Genomic DNA, 23870 nt, shown 5'->3' on the forward strand with positions numbered 1-23870 from the left:
CGCAGCCAGCAAGGTCTGCGGCTTTCGAATTGAGAACATATGATGACAATGCCAACTCCCCTCTGCCCCAATCAGATGCAGGTGCATTCCATTCATCAGGAAACGCCGGACGTCTGGACAATCTCTCTCATCTGCCATGATTTTTACCGCTACCATCCAGGGCAATATGCACTGGTGAGTATTCGTAATAGCGAAGAAACGCTACGTGCCTACACGCTCTCCTCCTCGCCAGGCCAGAGTAAGTTTATTACGTTGAGCGTACGCTGCCTGCCCGATGGTGAAGGATCACGTTGGCTCACACAGGAAGTTCATCCGGGGCAACAGCTATGGTTGTCTGATGCACAAGGTGAATTCACCTGCGCCAATGCGCCTTCCGATCGCTATCTCATGCTGGCGGCGGGCTGTGGCGTAACACCGATTATGTCAATGACTCGCTGGCTGCTAGCAAATCGTCCAGAGACTCACGTACAGGTCATTTTCAACGTACGTACCCCTCGCGATGTGATTTTTGCCGATGAATGGCGTGCCCTCTCAGCCCATTATTCCCAGCTCAACCTCACGCTGATGACCGAAAGCGATGCCACTGAAGCATTCCTCAGTGGCCGCATTACGCGCGAAATTCTCGAGCAGCTTTGTCCTGATATCGCCACGCGCACTGTCATGACCTGTGGACCTGCACCGTACATGAAAGCGGTGAAGCAGCTTTCGCAAGATCTTGGCGTCCCCGCCGAACGTTTCCATCAAGAGCAATTTCAGGTTATTGCTGATAATGATGAAAATGGCAATATGCTCAAACTCACCACAAACACTCCGCTGCACACTTACCACGCGCCAGTGGGAGCAACATTGCTGTTTGCCATGGAGCAAAATAAACTGCCCATTCAGGCCGCATGCCGCGCAGGCGTCTGTGGATGCTGTAAAACCCGCATTCTAAGCGGCGATTACACCACTACCAGCACCATGACGCTAACGCCAGATGAAATCGCTCAAGGTTATGTTTTAGCCTGCTCCTGCCAGCTCAACGGTGACGTCGTGATTGCCTAATCCGGCCTCAGCCACAGGCCGTCACCTGTGGTAAATAGGTGACGGCCATTGATTGGCGGCGTTTGATACTACGTCGAACCCTCTTCAATTTCTTTCAGAAATATGTCATTGGCATAACATTTCTATAATATTTATAATACAAAATAGAGTAGTCTTAGAAAGAATAGACAATGCTCAGGCATTGCCGACAGAGCCGTGACTTTCGCCTGCGTACCCAATGTGGTCGTGTGCAGGCAACCTGATAGATTCAAGGGAGGTGTTCATGAAGCAAACTGTTGCAACCCTAGTAGCAAAAACCCTCGACCAAGCTGGCGTAAAACGTATTTGGGGCGTCACAGGCGACTCCTTAAACGGCCTCAGCGACAGTCTATTAAGAATGGGAACCATCCGCTGGATAGGAACCCGCCATGAAGAAGTCGCCGCTTTCGCTGCGGGCGCCGAAGCACAGCTCACGGGGCAGTTAGCCGTCTGCGCGGGTTCGTGTGGTCCGGGTAATCTTCATCTTATTAACGGCTTATTCGACTGTCATCGCAATCATGTTCCGGTACTCGCTATCGCAGCCCATATCCCCTCCAGTGAAATCGGCAGCGGCTATTTTCAGGAAACCCATCCGCAAGAATTGTTTCGGGAATGCAGCCATTATTGCGAATTGATTTCGAATCCCGAACAGCTGCCGCAGGCTCTCGAAGTAGCCATGCGTCAGGCCATTTTAAAGAAAGGCGTTTCAGTTATCGTATTGCCAGGGGACGTCGCCCTGCGCCCTGCACCAGAAGATGCCAATCCGGTTTGGCACACGCCGCTGCTTCCTCGCGTTTTGCCACAGGAAAGTGAGCTAGATGCTTTCAAAACTATTCTGGACAGCGGAAAAAAAATCACTCTGCTGTGTGGTAGTGGTTGCGAAGGAGCCCACGACGAATTAATTCAGTTTGCTGAGAAGATAAAAGCGCCGATTGTTCACGCGCTACGAGGTAAAGAGCACGTCGAATGGGACAATCCTTATGACGTCGGCATGACTGGTTTGATTGGTTTTTCCTCCGGTTATCACGCCATGATGAATGCTGATACGCTAGTGCTTCTTGGCACTCAGTTCCCCTACCGCGCATTTTATCCAACCGATGCCACCATCGTACAGGTAGATATTAACGCGGCCAGCATTGGCTCCCACTGCGCAGTCAATTTACCGCTGGTGGGCGACGTCAAATCGACGTTACAAGCACTTCTGCCTAAACTTGAAAGCCGCAGCGATCGCCAGTTCCTCGATCAGGCTCTTGAGCACTATCACAAAGCGCGTAAAGACCTTGATGCATTAGCCTCTGCCAATGACGATCAACCAATCCACCCTCAATACCTTGCTCAGCAAATCAGCGAACTGGCGAGCGACGATGCCGTATTTACCTGTGACGTCGGAACGCCAACCGTATGGGCTGCACGTTATCTGAAAATGAACGGCAAGCGCCGTCTGTTAGGCTCGTTTAACCACGGTTCTATGGCAAACGCCATGCCGCAGGCGATTGGCGCACAGGGAAGCTTCCCCGAACGTCAAGTTATTGCCCTGTGTGGCGACGGCGGTTTTACCATGCTAATGGGGGATTTCTTAACGCTGGCTCAGCAAAAGCTACCGGTTAAAATAGTTATTTTTAACAACAGCGTGCTTGGTTTTGTTGCCATGGAAATGAAAGCTGGGGGCTACCTCACCGACGGCACCGATCTGCATAACCCTGATTTTGCCGCCATTGCCAATGCAGCCGGCATCAAGGGGATACGCGTAGAAAAAGCGTCTGAATTAAACAGCGCGCTTGCCGAAGCCTTCGCTCACGACGGCCCTGTTGTGGTCGACGTCGTGACGGCAAAACAAGAGCTGGCTATGCCGCCACAGATCAAGTTTGAACAGGCCAAAGGTTTCAGTCTTTATATGCTGAGGGCGATAATCAACGGCCGAGGAGACGAAGTGGTCGAGCTGGCCAAAACTAACTGGTTACGCTAAACCTTACCGTTTTCCTCTCTTCGAGCTTTCTAACACGGCGCAGAAATTCTGCGCCGTAATTTCATCTGAATTGCGGTCATCGCCGCAAATCCTTTGGTATCCGCAATTTTCAATTTTGACTCTGCTACCCCTCATGTTACAAAGAACTGGGTTTATATCCGTCATACTTCAAGTTGCCGTTTTGTTAGCTGCGTTCACTTACCCGAATCACTGACTAACGTAAGCGCATCGGGGGCGCTCTTATTGGCCGTCTGAATGCAACTCGAATGATTTAAGGTATATAGAAATCCTATTTAAAATTCATACCCCACATTGAAGCCAAGCATTAGCCAGTGAAAAACCGGGAATTAAGGAGTTGTGCGTGATTGATCTTCGTAGTGATACCGTAACCCGCCCTAGTGAAGAAATGCGTTTAGCCATGTCACGCGCCGATGTTGGCGACGATGTGTATGGCGACGATCCCAGCGTCAATCTGCTCGAGCAAGAGGCCGCCGAACTCAGTGGCAAAGAAGCGGCGCTGCTTTTGCCAACGGGAACGCAGGCAAATCTTGTGGCTCTGCTAACGCACTGCCAACGCGGCGAGGAGTATATCGTTGGCCAAAAAGCACATAACTACCTGTTTGAAGCAGGGGGTGCCGCGGTTCTTGGTAGCATTCAACCCCAGCCAATTGATGCAGCCTCCGATGGCACGTTGCCGTTAGAGGTTGTCGCCAGCGTCATCAAACCCGACGACGTGCATTTTGCCCGAACCAAACTGCTGTGCATCGAGAACACCCATAACGGCAAAGTTTTGCCTCTGAGCTATCTGGAACAAGCGTGGGCGTTTACTCGAGAAAAAGGTTTGGCGCTGCATGTTGATGGCGCACGTATCATGAATGCCGCCGTTGCATTAGAGGTACCTCTTTCGACTCTCACACAGTATTGCGACACCTTGACGATTTGCCTATCCAAAGGACTCGGGGCACCGATTGGTTCGCTGCTGTGCGGCAGCGCCACGTATATCAAACAGGCGCGTCGCTGGCGTAAGATGGTGGGCGGTGGCATGCGTCAGGCGGGTATTTTGGCTGAAGCCGCTCGCTACGCACTGCTTAACAACGTTGAACGCCTGCGCGAAGACCATGAAAACGCACAATGGTTAGCCAATGAGTTAAGCGCGATTGGTGTAGAAGTTATGGCTCCAGGAGCCCAAACTAATATGCTGTTCTTAAAGGTTCCTGCTCATGAAGCTGCGCATCTGGGTGGATGGATGAAAGAACGCGGCGTATTAATGAGCGCTGGCGCCGTCACTCGTATCGTGACGCATCTTGATGTCTCTCGAGCCGATTTAGAGCAGTTGGTCGCATTGTGGAAAGAATTTAAGCAGTCGATCAATACTCAGACCGCAACCACGGCAACCCGTGCTATTTACGGCTAATATCCTTGGTATCAGGCATCTCGGCTAATGCAGAGATGCCTATATACTCTAAATAGCTCAAGTTGTAGGACAAAAGCTTTCGTCTTTTTGAATAACGCGCATGCAATTTGAAGTAGGGTGAGTACCAACACCTAAAATAATTAAAAACACATTCATCTGCTTAGGTTAATTATGACCCCACAAAGGATTCTGGTATTGGGTGCCAGCGGCTATATCGGACAACACCTAATCCCCAAACTTATCGAGCAAGGCCACACCGTCAGAGCCGCCGCGCGTAGAATCGATTGGCTACGCGAACAAGCTTGGCCGCGTGTAGAGTGCCAATACGTTGATCTGCACAAACCAGAGACATTACCCGCCGCCGTCGCTGATATTGACGTGGTTTACTACCTTGTTCACGGCATGGGTGACGGTCATGACTTCGTCACGGGTGAGATTAACGCCGCAAAGAATACCTGTGCAGCGTTACGCGATTCCGGTGTGAAACAGGTCATTTTTCTCGGCGCACTTCAGCCTGACGGTGATTCCTCACGCCATTTGATCGCCCGTAAAGAGACCGGCGACGCATTACGCGCCAGCGGGATCCCCGTCACAGAGCTACGCGCTAGCATTATCATCGGGCCTGGTTCTGCGGCTTTTGAAGTCATGCGCGATATGGTTTATAACCTTCCGATTTTGACGCCTCCGCGCTGGGTTCGCTCAAAATCATCACCTATCGCTTTGGATAATCTGCTGGTCTATCTCACCGAATTACTGAAGCATCCCGCCATTGGCAACCGTGTCTATGATGTCGCAGGGCCGGAATACATCAGCTATCAAACCATGTTTGAACGTTTTATTGCCCTAAGCGGTAAAAAGCGCTGGATGATCCCCTTACCGATCCCAACACGGTTTATTTCCGTTTATTTCCTTAACATGATCACCTCTGTCCCCACCACCATTTCACGAGCGCTGATTGAAGGACTTAAACACGATCTTCCTGCACACAGCACCGCAATAGAGCGGCTCATCCCACAGCACCTGATCAATTTCGATCAAGCGGTTCAAGACACCTTGGACAAAGAGGCCGAAGTCGTAAACTCAGCAGACTGGGGCTACGATCCGGAAGCTCGTGAGCGCTGGCGCCCCGGCTATGGTTTCTATCCTAAGCATGCTGGATATGAGCAAGAAACCAGTGCTTCGCCTGAAGCGCTATGGCATGTTGTTCAGCAAATCGGTGGTAAAGAGGGGTATTTCTACGCGAACATCTTGTGGGCTATTCGCGCCAGAATGGACGATGTGATTGGCAATAAAGTCGTCTATGGCCGCCCCGCTCGTAATTCGCTAGAGCTTGGCGATCTGGTAGACGGCTGGAAAGTGATCACCGTCAAGCCACTACGCCAATTAGCGATGATGTTTGGTATGAAAGCGCCTGGCTTAGGGAGACTCACATTCACCATCGAAGACAAGGGCGAAAAACGTGTTCTTGATGTCCGTGCATGGTGGCACCCCGCAGGTTTCAGCGGCCTACTTTATTGGTTTGCGATGATGCCAGCGCATCTGTTTATCTTCCGCGGCATGAGCAAAAAAATCGCTAAATTGGCTGAAGCCTACGATCGTGAAAATAAGCAAGGATAGCTAAGGCTCACTTAAAGATGTCTTGCACAATTGAACAATCTCAGCGGTAACTTCTACAATAGAGCGTATACCGTGTGAGCAACTAAACATTTGTTACGCTCTCTGTCCGTAATCTGATTGCATGTGAGCTAATTTCACGGAAGAATGGCACCCTTGTTGCTAGTAGCAGTCAAACTAGTCACTCAGGATGTTTTTTTATCCCCGAGATAGGCGCTGTACTTTAGAGGGTAAGCGAGTGCATTTGAGGAACTGATGCCGATCAGTGATTCGAATCCGCGAGCATAGCCAACGACAATGCGGCTCTAGCTATCAAGGGGATAAGGCTCATGAATAAACTGGCTGAGGATATTCGGCCACAAATCGCCTATCAGGCTATGTCGTAAATACAGGCCTAGGCACACTGCGGATTCGGAAAAGTTATGAAAGTATTGGTGACCGGTGCAACAAGCGGTCTCGGACGTAATGCGGTTGAATATTTACGTCATAAAGGGATTAGCGTTCGCGCTACTGGGCAAAATCAGGCAATGGGTGACCTATTAAAGAAAATGGGCGCTGAATTCATTCATGCCGATCTAACCAATCTAGTGTCATCACAGGCAAAAGCAATGCTGAATGATGTTGATACGCTTTGGCACTGCGAAGGCTTCACCTCCCCATGGGGTTCAGAAGAGCTGTTCGAAAAAGCCAACGTTCGTTCGACGCGTCGGTTGGGAGAATGGGCCGCCGCTTATGGCGTACGTAACTTTATCCATATATCCTCCCCTGCCGTTTACTTTGACTATCGCCACCACCGCGATATCAAAGAAGAGTTTGTACCGAATCGCTACGCGAATTATTACGCTCGCAGCAAAGCCGCGGGTGAGGAAGTCATTCAAAATCTGGCGCTCTCGAACCCACAAACTCATTTCACGATCCTACGTCCGCAGGGGCTCTTTGGCCCACACGATAAAGTACTGTTGCCGCGTTTGCTAAACGCGATGCGCCGCCATGGAACGTTGTTGCTGCCACGCGGTGGTGATGCGTTAGTCGATATGACCTACGAAGAAAACGCGGTTCATGCCATGTGGCTAGCCACGCAGATTGAAACCACGCCGTCAGGGCGCACGTTCAATATCTCCAACCACCAGCCACGCCATTTACGCACATTGCTACAACATCTGATCGATGAGCTAGGCGTCAAATGCAAAATCCGCTCGATTCCCTATCCAATGCTCGACATGATGGCTCGAGGGATGGAAAAGATCGGAGCCAACAGTCCCAAAGAGCCCGCGCTTACTCATTATGGCGTAGCGAAACTCAACTTCGATATGACCCTCGACACCTCACGGGCGCAGCTTGAATTAGGCTATCATCCGGTGGTATCGATTGATGAAGGAATTATTCGTACTGCGCACTGGCTTAAGGATCACGGACGTTTACAAAACCGCGATCGTCATTGAGTACTGCCATACTTTTCAAGTAAGGCATCGGCGATCGCTTCTGTTTCTGCATCGGGGATACCGCGGAAATCAGCCGGTCTGAAATGCATTTGAAACGCAGCAATGACGTTACGCGACATCGTATCGTTTATGCCGTTTGGCACAATGTCATAGCCGTAGGCCGCAAGCTTCTTTTGCAGCGTCAGCACATCAACCGGCGCCTCTTTTGCCCTCCCCGCGAGATAGCGCGTCACCGTAGCACGATCCGGCCATGCACCAATCCCCTGTTCGGCAAGCGTCTTCCATGGGAATAATGGCCCAGGATCAAGTTTTCGCTGTGGCGCAATATCCATATGCCCCACAACGTTTTGAGGTGCAATACCATAGCGTTGCACAATGTCTTTGCTCAATGCGATAACCAGCTCCGTTTGTTGCTCGGTATAGGGTAACCAAATACGCTCCAGCATGCCCTGCTGGTAACCTTTGTTTTCGATCTCAATTCCAATCGACGTATCGTTCAGATTACTACGCCCACGCCATGCGCTGGCACCCGCATGCCACGCCCGTTGAGACTCCGGCACGAGCTGCCATACCACATACTTGCCGTTGTTCTGCGGCGGCCGAGCCGGTACTAGATAATGTGCGCTGACGTGCTCATCGGTTAACGTTTTTAGCGACGAATGAAAATCTTCAGCCGTGTAGTGTAAAACCAAGAAACGGATTCTCTCATCCACACCCTGCGCCTGATGGCGGTCTTCCACTAAATAGGTACCGCGGTCGATTAAATCATGCTGTGCCGGTGTATGCTGGCATCCCACCAAACCTGTCGCCAACAATATCGCGATTGCAGCGAACCCAATCCGTTTTCGCATGTCTTAAACTCCGAGCTTTAATATTAAAAAGGACTATCTCATGCGTAATAGCACAACGCCAACCCTCGAAGGCCTTACTATCGTTGACTACTGTGGAGTTGTCACGGGTGAAGCCATTCTAGGGGCGAATATTTTCAAAGATTTCTTCGCAGGTATTCGCGATATTGTAGGTGGCCGCTCAGGGGCTTACGAGAATGAGTTACGCAAAGCGCGTGAAATCGCCTTTTCCGAAATGAACGATCAGGCAAAATCACTCGGCGCGAATGCCGTAGTCGGCATTGATATCGACTACGAAACGGTAGGAAAAGACGGCAGTATGCTGATGGTTAGCGTAAGTGGAACCGCAGTTAAGGTGAAGTAACAAACGCCCTCTTATACTCTCAGCCTAAAATATCTCTAGCTTCGTTTTAGGCTGAGATCATATTCAGCCTTACTGCTTTGCAAACGATGTCCTGCCGATGACCGAATCAGATAGCTGATTTGCAGAGACATGCAACAATAATCAAAAAGAGCGACGATAATAACCGTCAGTGGCGGTTAATCAATTTGCATAAAGAGAAAGTGACTCTCAATGTCACGCCCTGCCTCATCACTAACAATATGCGTGCCGTTATTCATGCCGCCATCGCGGGAATTGGCATCACCTGCCTGCCCAGGATCGCCTGCGCGGATACGATTACCGCAGGAAAGCTCGTGCACATCTTACCGGAGTGGACTAGCGAACCCCATTCAATCCATGCGGTATATGAATCAAAGCACGGCCAGACCCTGCTCTTCAAAACATTCATGGATTATCTCAGCCAGTCGCTCAATGAGCTGCGCTTTATGCAAAAAGCCTGAAATAATCACGTAGGAAACCACTTGCCAACTCAAATTCATTCACTTGGTATGCATTTTTCTTTTGCCAGATAGTCGAGACTCACCCAATCTTCCAGTTTTCCAATAAAAAGGTGATATTGTGCTAATCTTAAGCGATTAAGAGGTGCGGTAATAAATTTTAACGCACAATCATTGCATAAGTATTCTGTGGAAGTTAACATTTGCACCATCAATGGCTATTCAGTAAACGCGCATGAGTATTCAAATAAACGGCATTAACTGCTTTTACGGCGCACATCAAGCGCTGTTCGACATCACTCTGGAATGTCCTGCGGGCGAAACCTTGGTTTTACTGGGGCCGAGCGGCGCGGGGAAGAGTTCTCTGCTGCGGGTTTTAAACCTGCTAGAAATGCCACGTTCCGGCCAACTTTCTATTGCCGGCAACAAGTTCGATTTTAGCCGGACTCCGGGCGAAAAAGAGATCCGCGAACTACGCCGTAACGTTGGAATGGTATTCCAGCAATACAATCTGTGGCCGCATCTCACCGTGATGCAAAACCTGATTGAAGCCCCCTGCAAAGTGTTGGGGCTGAGTAAGGCGCAGGCCGTAGAACGTGCGCAGAAATTACTTCAACGTCTACGTTTGACTGATTACGTTGATCGTTTTCCGCTACACCTTTCCGGCGGGCAGCAGCAGCGTGTGGCGATTGCTCGTGCGCTGATGATGGAACCACAGGTATTACTGTTTGATGAACCAACGGCGGCACTCGATCCTGAAATCACCGCTCAGATTGTCAGTATTATCCGCGAACTGTCAGAAACGGGGATTACACAGGTTATCGTGACCCACGAAGTGGAAGTGGCGCGCAAAACCGCCAGTCGCGTCGTGTATATGGAGCAAGGTCGGGTTATCGAACACGGTGATGCAAGTCATTTTGCTCACCCGCAAACCGAAGCGTTTGCCGGTTATCTGTCTCATTAATTGTTAGATTGGCGTTTAGACACGGTCGTTTTTAACCGTTTTAACAAAACTATTAGCTAACAGAAGTTGGAGTCTGCGATGAAAAAAATCATAATTGCCACAGTATTAGCCGGTATCAGCGTCTCTGCATCAGCGGCGGAAACCATTCGTTTTGCTGCGGAAGCTTCTTATCCTCCATTTGAATTTATGGATGCCAACAACCAGATGCAGGGATTTGATATCGATCTGGCCAACGCTATCTGTAAGCAGATGAAAGCGACCTGTACTTTCACCAACCAGTCTTTCGATAGCCTGATCCCAAGTTTGAAGTTCAAACGTATCGACGCCGTGATTTCAGGTATGGACATCACTCCTGAACGTCAAAAGCAAGTGGCGTTTACCGCGCCTTATTACGATAACTCGGCGTTGTTCATTGCTGAAAAAGGCAAAGTGGCTGATATCGCTGCGCTGAAAGGTAAGCGTGTGGGGATGCAAAATGGTTCGACCCACCAGAAGTACCTACAAGAAAAACACCCTGAAATCACACCAGTTCCATACGACAGCTATCAGAACGCTATTCTGGATCTGAAAAACGGGCGTCTGGATGCGGTATTCGGTGATACTGCGGTCGTTAACGAATGGCTGAAGCAGAATTCAGCGCTTACCGCCGTGGGCGATAAAGTGACTGATCCGAACTACTTTGGTACAGGCTTGGGCATTGCAGTACGTCAGAACAATGCCGAGCTGCTGAATCAATTTAACGCGGCGCTGAATCAGTTGAAGCAGGATGGCACCTATAAAACCATCTATAGCAAGTGGTTCCAGCAGTAATCGCTTTGATGTCTCATAGATTTCAAAATGCAGGAAAGCAGCAAACAAGAGACAAAGGCTGGGCTTCGGTAAGAAGTATCCAGCCTCTCATTAAGCCCGGTGAACTTACATGAGTCAGTGATTCGGGTGACAACTTTGCAGCTTGAAAGATAACGGGAATAAACGAAGTGCCTATCTTTGTAGGCGTAATAAGTGATCATTTTGGCGAACAGCTCGCCTGATGGGATAGGCTCCAAGCAATGATTGAATTTCAACCTTTATTAAGCGCAGCAGGCATGACCGTTGGCCTGTCGCTGTGTGCTTTAGTTCTCGGGCTTATTTTGGCGATGATTTTTGCCGTCTGGGAATCTTCAAATATCAAACCAGTGGCATGGCTCGGCACCGCATGGGTCACGCTGGTTCGTGGCTTGCCCGAAATCTTGGTTGTGCTGTTTATCTATTTCGGATCGGCTCAACTACTCATGGTGCTTTCCGACGGTTTCAGTTTGAATTTGGGCTTTGTGCAAATCCCTATCCAACTCAATATTGAAAACTTTGAGGTCAGTCCCTTCGTATGTGGCGTTATCGCATTGGCCTTGCTTTATGCGGCTTATGCATCTCAAACGCTGCGTGGCGCGTTAAAAGCCGTACCTGAAGGCCAGCGTGAAGCCGGTCAAGCACTTGGCCTAAGCAAAAGCGCTATTTTCTTCCGTTTGGTGATGCCGCAGATGTGGCGTCATGCTCTGCCAGGGCTGGGAAATCAGTGGTTGGTGCTGCTGAAAGATACCGCTCTGGTTTCACTGATCAGCGTGAATGATTTAATGCTGCAAACCAAAAGTATCGCCACCCGAACTCAAGAACCTTTCACATGGTACATGGTTGCAGCCGCTATCTATTTGGTTATTACCCTGTTCAGCCAATATATTCTCAAGCGAATCGAACTGCGCACCACACGCTTTGAGCGGGGGAACGCCTAATGTTTGAATACATTCCTGATATCATTCAAGGGTTACCGACCAGTTTATCCCTGACTATAATTTCCTTGCTAGTTGCGCTGGTGTTGGCATTGCTTTTCACCATTGTGTTAACGCTACGCCCTGTGGTGCTCACACAGTTAGTGCAAGGATATATCACGCTGTTCACCGGAACACCGCTGCTGGTACAGATCTTCCTGATCTATTACGGACCGGGACAGTTTGACTGGATCAAGCAGACACCGTGGTTGTGGAATATGCTGTCACAGCCGTGGCTATGTGCGATGGTCGCCTTGGCGCTGAACAGCGCGGCGTACACGACCCAGCTGTTTTACGGCGCGGTAAAAGCAATCCCTTCCGGACAATGGCAGTCTTGTGAAGCACTTGGCATGTCTCGCAGTCAGACATTGCGTATTTTGCTGCCGTTTGCTTTCAAACGAGCGCTGTCGTCTTATTCCAACGAAGTCGTCCTGATTTTCAAAAGCACCTCATTGGCCTACACCATTACGCTGATGGAAGTTATGGGTTATAGCCAGCAAATGTATGGCCGCACCTATGACGTTATGGTGTTTGGCGCTGCAGGCGTGATTTATCTGTGCGTGAACGGATTGCTTACGCTAATTATGCGTATGGTTGAACGTCGCGCTCTCGCCTTTGAACGTAGAAATTAAATCAACTCCTTAAAACGCTTACTAAAAGCCAGCCTAAACGCTGGCTTTTTTGTATCTGCAAAAAATAACAATAAATATTTAACCAAATATATTGCATATAAATTCACTTGATGGCAAAGTCATTTCTGTTCACCAAACCGCCGTTGAGCATGAACGTCGTTCCGTTCATCCCCATAAATCAAAACTAAAACGGCTGACTAAAAATCAAAATTAGATCCTATTTCAGACAGGAGTTAGACATGAAAAAACTGATGGTTTGTGCATTACTGGCAGGAATGAGCTTCACCGCAACCGCAGCGGAAACCATCCGTTTTGCCTCTTCCGCCACCTATCCACCGTTTGAATCCATGGATTCCAATAACCAGATTGTTGGCTTCGACATGGATTTAGCCAAAGCGCTGTGCAAGCAGATGCAGGCTACCTGCACCTTCACGAATCAGGCGTTCGACAGCCTGATCCCTGCGCTGAAGTTTAAACGTTATGACGCGGTGATTTCCGGCATGGATATTACGCCAGAACGTCAGAAACAGGTGGCATTCACCCAGCCGTACTACGCTAATTCCGCGATCATCATCGCTGAAAAAGGCAAATACAAAACCTTCGCAGACATGAAAGGCCTACGCGTGGGAATGGAAAATGGCACCACTCATCAAAAATATTTGCAGGATAAACACCCAGAAATCAAAACCGTTGCCTACGACAGCTATCAAAACGCCATTCTGGATCTGAAAAGTGGTCGTTTAGATGGTGTATTCGGCGATACCGCAGTGGTCAATGAATGGCTGAAGAGTAATCCAAACCTCGCTGCCGTCGGCGATCACGTCACCGATGCGCAATACTTTGGCACCGGTTTAGGTATCGCTGTACGCCCAGAAAATACCGCGCTTTTGGCGCAGTTGAATAAAGCGCTGGATGAGATCAAAGCCAACGGCACTTACCAGAAAATCAATCAGCAGTGGTTCCCACAGTGATTTGCGGCTGAAATACTCTCGGCTGTTGGTTTGCCGCATCGCCTAAATCATCGGCGTTGCGGCAAGCGTTGCCCTGTAGGACGAGTCCCTAGAATGGGACGAATAACGAGCGTAGACAACGCAGTACCGTTTCAAGTTCTGAATTTTTCCCCTTATCCTTCATGGTAATATCCTCCCTCACTCAGTTTTGCTACCTTTAGCAGCTCAACGTATATCAGGATAGTCGGTAGGGGAAATTTTCATGTACTACGCACTTTATTCATCGCCCGTTGGATTGCTAAGATTAGTTTCGGATGCTCAAGGGCTGCGCCAGCTATGGCTACCGAATGAGATAGAAGAAAAGCTATGTCCTGCCGAGTGGATTGAGGACGGAGATTTCACCATCAACCGCCAAATTCGCGACTGTTTAGATGCCTATTTCGCCGGTGAGAAACTGCGCTTTGATAATTTGCCCTTAGCACCGGTGGGCACAGCGTTTCAGCAATCGGTTTGGAAAGAACTTCTCACCATTCCATACGGTACTATCAGCCACTATTCGGTTATCGCTAACGCACTAAACAACCCTAAAGCCGTTCGTGCCGTCGGCGGTGCCGTGGGGAGAAACCCTATTTCGATCCTCATTCCTTGCCATCGCGTATTAGGTAAAGATCTTTCTTTGACCGGCTACTCCGGTGGGTTACCGATCAAGAAAGCGCTGTTGGAGCTAGAGAAAATCATTTATCGCGTTTGATGGACCAGCAGCGTTAGCACTTCATAATGGGCGGTATGCGGGAACATATCGAACAGTTGCACCTGCTCGATACGATAATTTTTCAGTCTCGCAATATCTTGAGCCATCGTCTGAGCATTGCAGCTGGAATAGAGAATATAATCCGGCGCCATTTTGCCAAGATATTCACACAGTTCAGCACCGATCCCCCTGCGCGGTGGATTGACGAGCACCAACTCGGGAACCTCACCTTCAGCCGAGGCAAAACGGGTCGAGTCGAGCGCGGAAAACTGTACATTTTGCAATCCAATTTTCTGCGCAGACCGCGTGGCGCAGGCGATAGCTTCCGCGCTGATCTCAATACCGGTGAGCTTCATCTCCGGCGTTGCGCAATGCAAACCAAAACCACCGACACCACAAAACAGATCCCACATACTACTGATATTTAGTTTGTGTACCCATTTGCGTGCCGTGGCATATAACGATGCGGCAACCAGTGGATTGGTCTGGAAAAAGCTTTGCGGGCGAATATAGAGCGGAACTTGATTAAAAGATTCTTCTAGCGCCTGTTGCTCGGTAAGAAATATTTCGGTATCCCCTTCGAGGATAGCCATATGCACCGGCTGGATATTTGCGGTAATCACGACTAACTGTGGAAGCTGTTGTTGGAGCCAAGGCAACGCAGCGCGTAACTGGGCTAATTTAGCGTCAGAACGCAACACAAAACGCAGCATTAGCTGGTTGTTTTTCTGGCTTTCAGTTAGCAACAGATATTTTAGCTCTCCACGTTTGCGCGCAACGTTGTAGGGGGTTAGCCCTGCGCGAGCAATAAACACCTTCAGCACATCAAACACTGCGCTAAAAGATTGGGGATAGAGAGGACACTCACATAAATCGACCGCCGTTCCATCACGATGCAACATGCCTAGCAGTGGACGCTCCACGCTGCCGCTGACGACCATTTTGGCTTTGTTACGAAATGCTTGCTCTGCGCTACTCACTGACGGTAACCAGCGTTCGACCGGTAAGTCAGACATCAGTAATTCCAGCTGTTGCTGCTTTTCGGCGATTTGCTGTGGATACGGCATTTCCAGCCACTGACAAGAGCGACAAGTTCCCGATTGATACAGGGCACAGTGCATAACAAAGACTCTATTTGAATGAGATAAATGTGAGGTTAAAGCGGCGCGGATTGTAGCATAAACCACATAAAGCAGGTGAAACTCGCGGGGAAAGTTTCCGCGCTTCAGTCTAGAAAGCTTGTCACGAAGAGAAATAGCGGCGACTTGCGCGCGGAATAAACAACAATCCTAATATCATTAGCTCCGGGATTTTTAAGCACACTAGCTCGGTGAAAATCTCACTACCTGTTTCGCCGTTCACGCTGAACATCTCAGGATGAAACCAGCCAAGGGATGCCAATAGCATGTAACTAATCACCAGCACCTGACAGCCAAGATATCCCCAGCGACCAAGGTTTTTCCCCTGCACTACGGCAAAACCACAGCTAATCTCAACCAACAGCACCACGATACTGGCTAAGCATAATAGCGCAGAGTCCCAGTCTTGCACGCTGTCAGAAACAAAAGTACTGACCCCCTCAAAACCAAGTTCATGCATGAGGAGCAGAAAACCAAGCGTATGGATACCAATAATCGCCGTCCCGGCAATTAAGACAGATACAGGGGCTATTGCCCATTTTCTCAGCATTTCATGCCGGTTACGTAGTATTTCTGACATCTTATTCCATAAGCTAGCCTGAACAACTCATAATAGGACAATTTATGTTGATCAGGCTAGTGGTTATTAATAAGAAATATCAACTACCTGCTGCTTTTCTGATCTCTTTAAGACGCCGCTTTTCACTACGCGCCATAAACCACCACGCAATAAGACCAATAACGCCGACCGCCAGCAGGATAATACTCGCCAATGCGTTAATTTCAGGGTTAACGCCCATACGGACGCTAGCAAACACCAACATCGGCAGCGTGGTAGACCCCGGTCCTGCGACAAAACTGGCAATAACCAGATCGTCGAGCGATAACGTAAAAGCAAGTAACCAGCCTGACACTAGCGCGGGGGCTATCATGGGGATCGTGATCACAAAGAATACTTTTAGCGGAGCCGCGCCAAGATCCATGGCGGCCTCTTCCAATGATTTATCTAGCTCACGCAGGCGCGAGCTCACCACTACCGTGACATAAGCCGTACAAAATGTGACATGTGCCATCCAGATGGTGAGCATTCCGCGCTCCGCAGGCCATCCAATAAGATGCCCCATGGCAACAAACAGGAGCAGCAGCGAGAGTCCAGTGATGACATCGGGCATAACTAAGGGGGCTGTGAGCATAAAGGCAAACCCGTTTGAGCCACGAAAACGGCCAAAACGAACCATCACGACCGCGGCCATGGTGCCTAGAATCGTCGCCATAGTCGCCGCCGCTGCGGCTATCGTTAGGCTCAGACCCACGGCGCTTATCATCACCGAATCGTGAAACAGCACGCTATACCATCGCGTAGACCACCCCGCCCACACCGTAACCAGCTTCGAGCTATTAAAGGAGTAGATAACCAGTAAAAGCATGGGTGCATACAGAAAGAAGAAGCAAACCACCAAAATCACAATTCGCCACGGAGAACGTACAACAGGCAACGTATTCATTAGTGTGCCCCCAATTCTTTATTCTGATATTTATGGAACAGCATAATCGGTACGATCAGCAGCAACAGCATCAAGATCGCCACCGCCGAGGCCACTGGCCAGTCACGATTATTGAAAAATTCCTGCCATAGTACGCGCCCAATCATAATGCTGTCCGGCCCACCCAGCAGTTCAGGGATAACAAACTCACCTACCGCCGGAATAAACACCAGCATCGAACCCGCAATGATTCCGCCTTTCGTCAGCGGCACGATAATCTTGAAGAAGGTTTTCATTGGACGCGCCCCAAGATCCAGCGCAGCTTCGACCAACGAATAATCAATACGCGTTAACGCGGTATAAATCGGCAGCACCATGAAAGGCAGATAGGAATAAACCACGCCGATATACACCGCCGTATTGGTGTGCAATATAATCAACGGATGATCAATAACGCCTAACCATAGCAGTACGTTATTCAACACGCCGTTCTCTTTCAAAATTCCCATCCATGCGTACACACGGATCAGGAATGACGTCCAAGAAGGCAAAATAACCAGCAACAGCAAAATATTACGCGTCGAGGAACTGCTATGCGCCACAGCCCATGCTAACGGATAGCCAATCAGCAGACAGCAAAGCGTCGAAACGGCGGCTATCTGCAGCGACTGAAGATAGGCATCCACATACAATGGATCGTCGAACAACTGAAAATAGTTAGCAAAGTTAAGCGCAATATCCAGTTTATCGTCGGCCCAGGTGACTAAGTCCGTAAACGGTGGGATAGCACGCGCCATCTCAGCGAAACTGATTTTAAAGACGGTAAGAAACGGCAGTAAAAATAAACAAATCAGCCACAGATAAGGTAAAGCAATAACCAGCTTGCGGCCATGTACGCCGCGCAGACGGTATAACCACGCAGTCAATTTCCCGACACGTTGTACCGGAGGGCGATCGCTGCGACTCGTAAATAGTGTAGACATCGCTCCCCCTCAGACCGTCAGAACAACGCAGCTATCGGCATCCCAACAAAGCTTGATTTCATCTCCCCACGTTGGCATTCCTTTACGGAATCGATGCCCATTTTGTAATTGGGCACTGATCATCTGTCCGCTCAGCAATTTCACGTGATAAATCGACAAATCACCGAGATAAGCAATGTGCACAACCTCACCGGTCGCATAGTTGCAGCCATCTTTTGGTGGTGTATCGCAGAGTAAAATCTTCTCTGGGCGCAACGCGATCTGCACAGGAACGCCCTCTACTACCGCAGCATCAAGATCCACTTTAAGCGGATGAGTCAAACCAGGGCTTTGAATAAGCAATGAATCTTCTAACGATTCTTTGAGAATGCCCTCAAAGACGTTGACTGAACCAATAAACTCCGCGCTATAACGACTATTCGGATGTTCATAAATTTCTTCAGGCTCACCGATTTGCACGAATTTACCGCGATTCATAATGGCGATACGTCCCGCCATCGTCATGGCCTCTTCCTGATCGTGCGTTACCATCACGCAGGTAACGCCGACCCGCTCTAAAATATCGGCGACCTCAAGCTGCATGCGTTCGCGTAGCTTTTTATCTAATGCCCCCATCGGCTCATCTAGCAACAGCAGCTTCGGGCGCTTTGCCAAACTCCGCGCCAAAGCCACGCGCTGGCGCTGGCCACCGGAAAGCTGATGCGGCTTGCGCTTGGCGTATTCCTGCATATGCACCAGCGCTAACATCTCTTCTACACGCTGACGGATTTCGTTACGACCCAAGCGATCCTGCTTTAGGCCAAACGCGATGTTCTGCTCCACGCTCATGTGTGGAAAAAGCGCGTAAGACTGGAACATCATATTGATAGGCCGTTGATAAGGCGGGACATGGGCTAGATCTTGCCCATCCAGCACAATTTGCCCGCTGGTGGGCATTTCAAAGCCCGCAAGCATACGCAGCAGAGTAGACTTGCCACATCCGGAAGCGCCTAACAGGGCAAAAATTTCGCCTTTATAAATGGTGAGGTTAACGTCATCAACGGCGAGCTGTCCGTCAAATGTTTTGCTGAGATTGCGAATTTCTAGCAGAGGTGCAAATGCTTTATGCACCTTCGGCGCCTGACGGGGGATGGTTTCATTCATTCGGGACGTCCTCACTCTCGCACCTGACACAGACCCGGCTGCATCGACACATACCGCTCAAAGAGCAGTTTAAAAGTACACAGGCAAAGAGATTTTCTCTGCCTGTGTATTCAGCGTAGTCACACTTTTTATCTATGTAACTGTTTCGCTGTTTTATTTTCCGGTTTTCACTTTGGTCCAAGCACGCGTGATCACTCGGTCAATTTTCGGCGACTGCACTTTCAGCGTGAACATCTTCTCTCTCACGTCTGGTGGAGGATAAATTCCCGGATTATCCCGCACTTCAGGGTTCACCAACGGCGTTGCCGCTTTATTAGCGTTGGCGTAATAGACGTGATTGCTGATGTTGGCAATCACTTCAGGGCGCATCAGGTAGTTGAGGAACTGATAAGCTTCAGCGGTATTTTTGGCATCAGCCGGCATCGCGAACACATCAAAGAACACTAAAGCCCCTTCTTTCGGAATGCTGTAGGCAATATTCACGCCGTTTTTCGCTTCCTTAGCACGGTTAGCGGCCTGCATAACGTCACCGGACCAGCCGACCGCAACGCAAATATCACCGTTAGCTAAATCGTTGATATATTGCGAGGAATGGAAATAGCGAATATTCGGACGGAGTTTTAGCAGCAGATCGTTCGCCGCACCGTTGTAGTCATTAGCATCAGAGCTATTGGGATCTTTGCCAATGTAGTTAAGCACCGTGGCATAAATTTCAGCAGGAGCATCAAGGAAAGAGACACCACAGCTTTTCAATTTTTCCAAATTCTCAGGTTTCAGCACCAAGTCCCAACTGTTAACCGGCGCGTCTTTGCCTAACGCCGCTTTTACTTTTTCCACGTTATAGCCAATACCGGTGGTCGCGAAGGTGTAAGGGATTGCATACTTGTTATCGGGATCGTGTTTAGCGACCAGCTTAAGCAGTTCAGGATCGAGGTTTTTATAATTGCTCAGTTGGCTCTTATCCAGAGGCTTAAACACCCCCGCACCAATCTGGCGCTCAAGGAAACTCGCCGATGGCACCACCAGATCAAATCCAGTACTGCCTGCCATCAATTTGCCTTCGAGCACTTCGTTAGAATCGAAAACGTCGTAAACCACTTTGATGCCCGTCTCTTTGGTAAAGTTCGCCAAGGTATCCGGTGCAATATAGTCAGACCAGTTATAGATATGCAGCGTCTTTTGATCGTCCGCAGTTGCCCCCGCCGCAATGAAAGCGCCAGCTATCGCCCCCACTAACCACTTTTTATGCCCGTTAAACATTCGTCAATCCCTCCAAATAATGTAGAAACGGCGCGCACTAGCCCGCTTACCAACAGTAATCACCAGATATTTTGCGCATAAAAAATCAAATAAAGAGAATATTTTTTCACTGAAAGTTTCAGGAATAACCTGAGGGAAATCTGAGCAATACACTGCAAATCAAGCATAACTGGTGATAAGCTATCCAGCTACTCAGTGAAGAAAAAAACGTCAATTATCGATTTTTTATGCAATTGCATCTATGTTGTGCGGCATTCTCGCGGTGAATGCCGTTGGATATAGGGAGGATTGATTGATTAGTAGAATATTTATGAGGTTTTTATATAAATATTAACGGCACCATCGCGGTGCCGTTGAACCAAGTCAGCGCAGCAATTATCAAGCGCGTGACGATTAATGCAGGAGTGGCCCACTGGCCGCTTCAGGATCATAGTCGGCATCACTTTCTTCACCTTCGCCGAGGAACAACATGCCATTTGCGCGTGTTTCCATCATGATCATCGACAGCTGCTCTTCACCCTGTTGCATAAACGCGGCAAACTGCTCTAGCGTAATACCTACGCTGCCGTTCAGAGATAGACAGGCAATCAGCTTAGGCAAATTGTCATCCTGAATATCAATAAATACTTTCACCGCCAGAGTGCTGGCGTTCATCTGACTGAGATCGGCGACTAGCGGAATCAGCGATGTTGGACGTATCTCAGCCAGTGCGCTAAACAAAATCGTCTTATCGATCATGTCAACTTTAGCGTCAAACACGCCATCGAAATTCTGCATATGAGGCAGATGTAGCGCTTGGCAGGAGTCACACTCAAAAAAGGTGATGCCCAGTTGATCCAGCCAGCGTCGTAAAAGATCCAGATCCGGGACGATTAGCGAATCCATAGTGGCCTACCTTACAAAAATGATAAAACAGGAGATAATGAACACAGAAATAGAAAAGGCGCATAGCTTACGGAAAAATACCTGTTTTATCTATGCTCAAAGACAATTAATTAGCCAATCGCTGTGGAAAGAGGAATACACCATGCCGCTCTCGCGTTACGCCACAATGGATCCACTGATGTTGATGAGTATCATCAATATGAAACTCCGCGACGAATGCCCTTCGCTTGACGATCTCGCCCGCCGTTACGATCTTTCTGTTGAAGTTTTACAGGAAAGATTGTCGCAGGCTGGCTATCAGTACCAACCTGCGACCAATCAATTTGTGCAGATTTAACTTTTCTTGCGTGCTATTGCACGCTCAATAAATTCGATCATCATGCCCGCGATGTCTTTTCCGGTGGTGGATTCAATACCCTCTAAACCTGGAGAAGAATTAACCTCCATCACGAGCGGGCCACGATCGGAACGTAAGATATCCACGCCGGCAACGCAAAGCCCCAGCGTTGCGGCAGCTTTTAGCGCCACCTCTCGTTCCTGATCGGTGATCGTCACTCGTTTCGCGGTTCCGCCTCGGTGCAGATTAGAACGAAACTCTCCCGGCTTGGCCTGACGTTCGATAGCCGCTACCACTCGTTTACCTATCACTAAACAGCGAATATCGGCACCGCGCGCTTCTTTAATATATTCCTGTACCAGAATATGGGCATTCAGTCCGCGAAAGGCATCGATCACGCTTTCTGCTGCTTGGCGTGTTTCAGCCAAAACCACGCCGATCCCTTGCGTACCTTCCACCAGTTTAACCACCAACGGCGCGCCCCCCACCATCTCGATCAGGTCGCTGGTGTCATCAGGCCGATGCGCAAATCCCGTCACAGGAAGATCGATCCCCTGCTGAGCTAACAGCTGCAGGGAATGCAATTTGTCGCGCGCTTTAGCAATCGAGGTCGCGGTATTTAGCGGAAAACTGCCTAACATTTCAAACTGACGTAAAACAGCGGTACCGTAGAAGGTGATCGCCGAGCCAATGCGCGGGATCACCGCGTCATAGCGTTCTAACTTACGCCCTTTCTCATGCACGCTTGGCGCTGCACAGTTAATATTCATGTAGCACGAAAGCGGATCAACGATGTCGATTTGATGACCACGACGCTGTGCCGCCTCTTTCAAACGCTTACAAGAATAGAGAGAGCCATCTCGGGAAAGTATGACGATCTTCACGGCCAACCTCTTCAGCCTAAGGATGAACTATCTCAGGATCCAGCCCTGCTTGTGCAAATATTCCAGCATGAACGGGCGACTTTCTTTTGCCAGAGTCCGCTTAATCTGCTCGCTCCAGGTATCACTGCGCGCGTTGCTACTACGGCTTTGATAATAAGCACTGATGTGCGCATCATATTGCGCCAGCAATTCACGATCCAGCGGCTGATATTGGTTTTCATGCACCACCATCGCCTGTGGTAAACGCGGTTTTTGCGCTGGTTCAACTGCGGGATAGCCCAAACATAAACCCATCAGCGGTAATACGTTTCGCGGCAGCTTTAATAACTGAGTGACCTCATCGATATTATTACGTAGGCCTCCGATATAGACCCCGCCGAGCCCCAGAGACTCAGCCGCTGTAAAAGCATTTTGCGCCATAAGTGACGTGTCTACCGTTCCCAGCAACAATTGTTCGGCCAGTCCTAATTCGGCCTGAGGAAAAATCTCTTGGTGACGATTAAAATCAGCGCAGAATACCCAAAACTCAGCGGCTTCTGCCACATGCTGTTGTCCACCGGTCAGCTCAACTAATTGCTCACGCAATGAAGAGTCAGTGATTCGAATAATGGTACTGCACTGCAAAAAACTTGAGCTGGACGTAGCTCGCGCTGCAGCAAAAATTGCCTCCCGCTCCGCGTCCCCGATAGGCTGTGGTGTAAATGCCCGAACAGACCGGTGTGAACACAGAAGATCAATGGTTGGCGTCATTTTTATGCTCCTCAGATTTTACTTCAGGTTTTGCCGCTGGCGTGTCCTGTTTTGGCGTTAAGCTAAACAGCGGTGTTTTGCTGTGAGTTAGGCTCCAGATCAGCGCTACGGCAGCCGGTATCATCAAAGCGACACCGGCAAAAATCATCATAACCGCAGCGAACGGTGTCGCTAGCGGATTGGGTAAATGAATATAATCGTGAATGCTCAGATAGGCTACCACCAGCAGCACCATTCCTATTGCTTCACAGACCAAAACGGGTTTAGGTAAATCCCCTAAAGCCTTCATAGGCTTCTCCCAGTACGCCCCATATAGGCAAAATTTATCAAAGTAACAGGCAAATCCTACTTTTTTTTAACTGCCGTAACAGGCATAGTAAACGCAGTTAAAGTGAGTCGGCGCTAAACATTATCAAGATTTAGTGAATAAGCTCAAATCAATCAAGGAGTTCTCATGTTTGCAGTAATTTTTGGGCGTCCGGGCTGCCCGTATTGTGTCCGTGCTAAAGAGTTGGCTGAAAAACTGACCGAAGAACGCGATGATTTCAACTTCCGTTATATTGATATCCATGCAGAAGGTATCACCAAAGCCGATCTGGAAAAAACCGTCGGTAAACCTGTTGAAACCGTTCCTCAGATCTTCATCGATCAAAAACACATTGGCGGCTGCACCGATTTCGAAGCATACGCGAAAGAAAATCTGGCGCTGTTCCAGTAAAA

26 protein-coding genes are annotated in these 23870 nt (G+C 49.2%); 15 read left to right on the forward strand and 11 right to left on the reverse strand.

All coding sequences use genetic code 11. The features are described 5' to 3' along the window. Positions 1-42: 42 nt before the first annotated feature. The 5 genes from hcr to M988_RS12705 all read left to right on the forward strand — a co-directional run bounded on the left by hcr (position 43) and on the right by M988_RS12705 (position 7498). On the forward strand, positions 43-1044 hold the full coding sequence (gene hcr / locus M988_RS12685; RefSeq protein WP_208326314.1) for an NADH oxidoreductase: 1002 nt from the start codon (positions 43-45) through the stop codon (positions 1042-1044). A gap of 262 nt (positions 1045-1306) precedes the next feature. Continuing rightward, positions 1307-3028, forward strand: a complete 1722-nt coding sequence (gene poxB / locus M988_RS12690; protein WP_064574426.1) for a ubiquinone-dependent pyruvate dehydrogenase — start codon at positions 1307-1309, stop codon at positions 3026-3028. Between the two features lie 361 nt (positions 3029-3389). Further along, the gene (ltaE, locus tag M988_RS12695) at positions 3390-4442 is read left to right on the forward strand and encodes a low-specificity L-threonine aldolase (protein WP_064574428.1); all 1053 of its coding nucleotides are present in this window, start codon (positions 3390-3392) and stop codon (positions 4440-4442) included. Positions 4443-4613: 171 nt separating this feature from the next. After that, entirely contained in the window at positions 4614-6059 is a 1446-nt protein-coding gene (locus M988_RS12700) for a DUF2867 domain-containing protein (protein WP_008812975.1), read from the forward strand. A gap of 419 nt (positions 6060-6478) precedes the next feature. Continuing rightward, positions 6479-7498, forward strand: a complete 1020-nt coding sequence (locus M988_RS12705; protein ID WP_004095843.1) for an NAD-dependent epimerase/dehydratase family protein — start codon at positions 6479-6481, stop codon at positions 7496-7498. Here the strand turns inward: M988_RS12705 and M988_RS12710 are convergent. Continuing rightward, a complete protein-coding gene (locus M988_RS12710; protein ID WP_064574432.1) occupies positions 7492-8349 on the reverse strand; it encodes an N-acetylmuramoyl-L-alanine amidase in 858 nt (285 codons plus the stop codon). The two genes, M988_RS12705 and M988_RS12710, sit on opposite strands and share 7 nt — an antisense overlap. A 40-nt stretch (positions 8350-8389) precedes the next feature. On the opposite strand from M988_RS12710, the gene M988_RS12715 reads away from it, so the two are divergent. The 8 genes from M988_RS12715 to M988_RS12745 all read left to right on the forward strand — a co-directional run bounded on the left by M988_RS12715 (position 8390) and on the right by M988_RS12745 (position 14285). Beyond that, the gene (locus tag M988_RS12715; RefSeq protein WP_008812973.1) at positions 8390-8710 is read left to right on the forward strand and encodes a heavy metal-binding domain-containing protein; all 321 of its coding nucleotides are present in this window, start codon (positions 8390-8392) and stop codon (positions 8708-8710) included. Positions 8711-8829: 119 nt separating this feature from the next. Then, positions 8830-9189 (forward strand): LysR substrate-binding domain-containing protein, encoded by a 360-nt coding sequence (locus tag M988_RS22440; RefSeq protein ID WP_074388450.1) that lies wholly within the window; start codon positions 8830-8832, stop codon positions 9187-9189. 232 nt (positions 9190-9421) lie between these two features. Continuing rightward, the gene (artP, locus tag M988_RS12720) at positions 9422-10150 is read left to right on the forward strand and encodes an arginine ABC transporter ATP-binding protein ArtP (protein ID WP_008812971.1); all 729 of its coding nucleotides are present in this window, start codon (positions 9422-9424) and stop codon (positions 10148-10150) included. Positions 10151-10228: 78 nt separating this feature from the next. Continuing rightward, positions 10229-10960, forward strand: coding sequence for an arginine ABC transporter substrate-binding protein (gene artJ, locus M988_RS12725; RefSeq protein ID WP_008812970.1), 732 nt, complete (start codon positions 10229-10231; stop codon positions 10958-10960). A gap of 239 nt (positions 10961-11199) precedes the next feature. Next, entirely contained in the window at positions 11200-11916 is a 717-nt protein-coding gene (gene artQ / locus M988_RS12730; RefSeq protein WP_004095863.1) for an arginine ABC transporter permease ArtQ, read from the forward strand. Further along, entirely contained in the window at positions 11916-12584 is a 669-nt protein-coding gene (artM, locus tag M988_RS12735) for an arginine ABC transporter permease ArtM (protein WP_004095864.1), read from the forward strand. The genes artQ and artM overlap by 1 nt, the downstream gene beginning before the upstream one ends. A 239-nt stretch (positions 12585-12823) precedes the next feature. After that, positions 12824-13555: an arginine ABC transporter substrate-binding protein gene (artJ, locus tag M988_RS12740; RefSeq protein ID WP_008812969.1), complete on the forward strand. Its 732-nt coding sequence runs from the start codon at positions 12824-12826 to the stop codon at positions 13553-13555. Positions 13556-13796: 241 nt separating this feature from the next. Next, positions 13797-14285 carry a methylated-DNA--[protein]-cysteine S-methyltransferase gene (locus tag M988_RS12745; RefSeq protein WP_008812968.1) on the forward strand — a complete coding sequence of 163 codons (489 nt, stop codon included), beginning with the start codon at positions 13797-13799 and terminating at the stop codon, positions 14283-14285. Here M988_RS12745 and rlmC read toward each other — a convergent pair. The 7 genes from rlmC to M988_RS12780 all read right to left on the reverse strand — a co-directional run bounded on the left by rlmC (position 14273) and on the right by M988_RS12780 (position 21179). After that, on the reverse strand, positions 14273-15457 hold the full coding sequence (gene rlmC, locus M988_RS12750; RefSeq protein ID WP_255999798.1) for a 23S rRNA (uracil(747)-C(5))-methyltransferase RlmC: 1185 nt from the start codon (positions 15455-15457) through the stop codon (positions 14273-14275). The two genes, M988_RS12745 and rlmC, sit on opposite strands and share 13 nt — an antisense overlap. Before the next feature lie 70 nt (positions 15458-15527). Further along, positions 15528-16004 (reverse strand): YbjO family protein, encoded by a 477-nt coding sequence (locus M988_RS12755; RefSeq protein WP_064574434.1) that lies wholly within the window; start codon positions 16002-16004, stop codon positions 15528-15530. Positions 16005-16083: 79 nt separating this feature from the next. Beyond that, the gene (gene potI / locus M988_RS12760; RefSeq protein ID WP_064574436.1) at positions 16084-16929 is read right to left on the reverse strand and encodes a putrescine ABC transporter permease PotI; all 846 of its coding nucleotides are present in this window, start codon (positions 16927-16929) and stop codon (positions 16084-16086) included. Next, positions 16929-17891, reverse strand: coding sequence for a putrescine ABC transporter permease PotH (potH, locus tag M988_RS12765; RefSeq protein ID WP_004095889.1), 963 nt, complete (start codon positions 17889-17891; stop codon positions 16929-16931). The genes potI and potH overlap by 1 nt, the downstream gene beginning before the upstream one ends. Positions 17892-17900: 9 nt before the next feature. After that, positions 17901-19034 (reverse strand): putrescine ABC transporter ATP-binding subunit PotG, encoded by a 1134-nt coding sequence (gene potG, locus M988_RS12770; protein WP_008812965.1) that lies wholly within the window; start codon positions 19032-19034, stop codon positions 17901-17903. A gap of 153 nt (positions 19035-19187) precedes the next feature. After that, the gene (gene potF / locus M988_RS12775; protein ID WP_064574438.1) at positions 19188-20294 is read right to left on the reverse strand and encodes a spermidine/putrescine ABC transporter substrate-binding protein PotF; all 1107 of its coding nucleotides are present in this window, start codon (positions 20292-20294) and stop codon (positions 19188-19190) included. A 393-nt stretch (positions 20295-20687) separates the two neighbouring features. Continuing rightward, positions 20688-21179 (reverse strand): type III secretion system chaperone family protein, encoded by a 492-nt coding sequence (locus tag M988_RS12780; protein ID WP_004095896.1) that lies wholly within the window; start codon positions 21177-21179, stop codon positions 20688-20690. 37 nt (positions 21180-21216) lie between these two features. Between M988_RS12780 and M988_RS23045 the strand changes: the two genes are divergently transcribed. Then, positions 21217-21516, forward strand: a complete 300-nt coding sequence (locus M988_RS23045; protein ID WP_008812963.1) for a DUF4250 domain-containing protein — start codon at positions 21217-21219, stop codon at positions 21514-21516. On the opposite strand, the gene rimK is transcribed toward M988_RS23045, so the two are convergent. From rimK to M988_RS12800, 3 genes are read right to left on the reverse strand one after another with little or no spacing between them, the layout of a single operon-like run. After that, complete coding sequence (gene rimK / locus M988_RS12790; RefSeq protein ID WP_020303854.1) at positions 21513-22400, reverse strand: 30S ribosomal protein S6--L-glutamate ligase; 888 nt, start codon at positions 22398-22400, stop codon at positions 21513-21515. The two genes, M988_RS23045 and rimK, sit on opposite strands and share 4 nt — an antisense overlap. A 27-nt stretch (positions 22401-22427) precedes the next feature. After that, on the reverse strand, positions 22428-23150 hold the full coding sequence (nfsA, locus tag M988_RS12795) for an oxygen-insensitive NADPH nitroreductase (protein WP_064574439.1): 723 nt from the start codon (positions 23148-23150) through the stop codon (positions 22428-22430). Continuing rightward, positions 23134-23439 carry a DUF1418 family protein gene (locus M988_RS12800; RefSeq protein ID WP_004095904.1) on the reverse strand — a complete coding sequence of 102 codons (306 nt, stop codon included), beginning with the start codon at positions 23437-23439 and terminating at the stop codon, positions 23134-23136. The genes nfsA and M988_RS12800 overlap by 17 nt, the downstream gene beginning before the upstream one ends. A gap of 165 nt (positions 23440-23604) precedes the next feature. On the opposite strand from M988_RS12800, the gene M988_RS12805 reads away from it, so the two are divergent. Continuing rightward, the gene (locus tag M988_RS12805; RefSeq protein ID WP_004095905.1) at positions 23605-23868 is read left to right on the forward strand and encodes a GrxA family glutaredoxin; all 264 of its coding nucleotides are present in this window, start codon (positions 23605-23607) and stop codon (positions 23866-23868) included. Positions 23869-23870 lie beyond the last annotated feature (2 nt).

Source organism: Hafnia paralvei ATCC 29927 (genome assembly GCF_001655005.1).
GTDB lineage: Bacteria > Pseudomonadota > Gammaproteobacteria > Enterobacterales > Enterobacteriaceae > Hafnia > Hafnia paralvei.

Coding starts and splice junctions, on each gene's coding strand:
- hcr (WP_208326314.1), top strand. CDS start 43: ATGACAATGCCAACTCCCCTCTGCCCCAATCAGATGCAGGTGCATTCC.
- poxB (WP_064574426.1), top strand. CDS start 1,307: ATGAAGCAAACTGTTGCAACCCTAGTAGCAAAAACCCTCGACCAAGCT.
- M988_RS12700 (WP_008812975.1), top strand. CDS start 4,614: ATGACCCCACAAAGGATTCTGGTATTGGGTGCCAGCGGCTATATCGGA.
- M988_RS12705 (WP_004095843.1), top strand. CDS start 6,479: ATGAAAGTATTGGTGACCGGTGCAACAAGCGGTCTCGGACGTAATGCG.
- M988_RS12710 (WP_064574432.1), bottom strand. CDS start 8,349: ATGCGAAAACGGATTGGGTTCGCTGCAATCGCGATATTGTTGGCGACA.
- M988_RS12715 (WP_008812973.1), top strand. CDS start 8,390: ATGCGTAATAGCACAACGCCAACCCTCGAAGGCCTTACTATCGTTGAC.
- artP (WP_008812971.1), top strand. CDS start 9,422: ATGAGTATTCAAATAAACGGCATTAACTGCTTTTACGGCGCACATCAA.
- artJ (WP_008812970.1), top strand. CDS start 10,229: ATGAAAAAAATCATAATTGCCACAGTATTAGCCGGTATCAGCGTCTCT.
- artQ (WP_004095863.1), top strand. CDS start 11,200: ATGATTGAATTTCAACCTTTATTAAGCGCAGCAGGCATGACCGTTGGC.
- artM (WP_004095864.1), top strand. CDS start 11,916: ATGTTTGAATACATTCCTGATATCATTCAAGGGTTACCGACCAGTTTA.
- artJ (WP_008812969.1), top strand. CDS start 12,824: ATGAAAAAACTGATGGTTTGTGCATTACTGGCAGGAATGAGCTTCACC.
- M988_RS12745 (WP_008812968.1), top strand. CDS start 13,797: ATGTACTACGCACTTTATTCATCGCCCGTTGGATTGCTAAGATTAGTT.
- M988_RS12755 (WP_064574434.1), bottom strand. CDS start 16,004: ATGTCAGAAATACTACGTAACCGGCATGAAATGCTGAGAAAATGGGCA.
- potI (WP_064574436.1), bottom strand. CDS start 16,929: ATGAATACGTTGCCTGTTGTACGTTCTCCGTGGCGAATTGTGATTTTG.
- potH (WP_004095889.1), bottom strand. CDS start 17,891: ATGTCTACACTATTTACGAGTCGCAGCGATCGCCCTCCGGTACAACGT.
- potG (WP_008812965.1), bottom strand. CDS start 19,034: ATGAATGAAACCATCCCCCGTCAGGCGCCGAAGGTGCATAAAGCATTT.
- potF (WP_064574438.1), bottom strand. CDS start 20,294: ATGTTTAACGGGCATAAAAAGTGGTTAGTGGGGGCGATAGCTGGCGCT.
- M988_RS12780 (WP_004095896.1), bottom strand. CDS start 21,179: ATGGATTCGCTAATCGTCCCGGATCTGGATCTTTTACGACGCTGGCTG.
- M988_RS23045 (WP_008812963.1), top strand. CDS start 21,217: ATGAACACAGAAATAGAAAAGGCGCATAGCTTACGGAAAAATACCTGT.
- nfsA (WP_064574439.1), bottom strand. CDS start 23,150: ATGACGCCAACCATTGATCTTCTGTGTTCACACCGGTCTGTTCGGGCA.
- M988_RS12800 (WP_004095904.1), bottom strand. CDS start 23,439: ATGAAGGCTTTAGGGGATTTACCTAAACCCGTTTTGGTCTGTGAAGCA.
- M988_RS12805 (WP_004095905.1), top strand. CDS start 23,605: ATGTTTGCAGTAATTTTTGGGCGTCCGGGCTGCCCGTATTGTGTCCGT.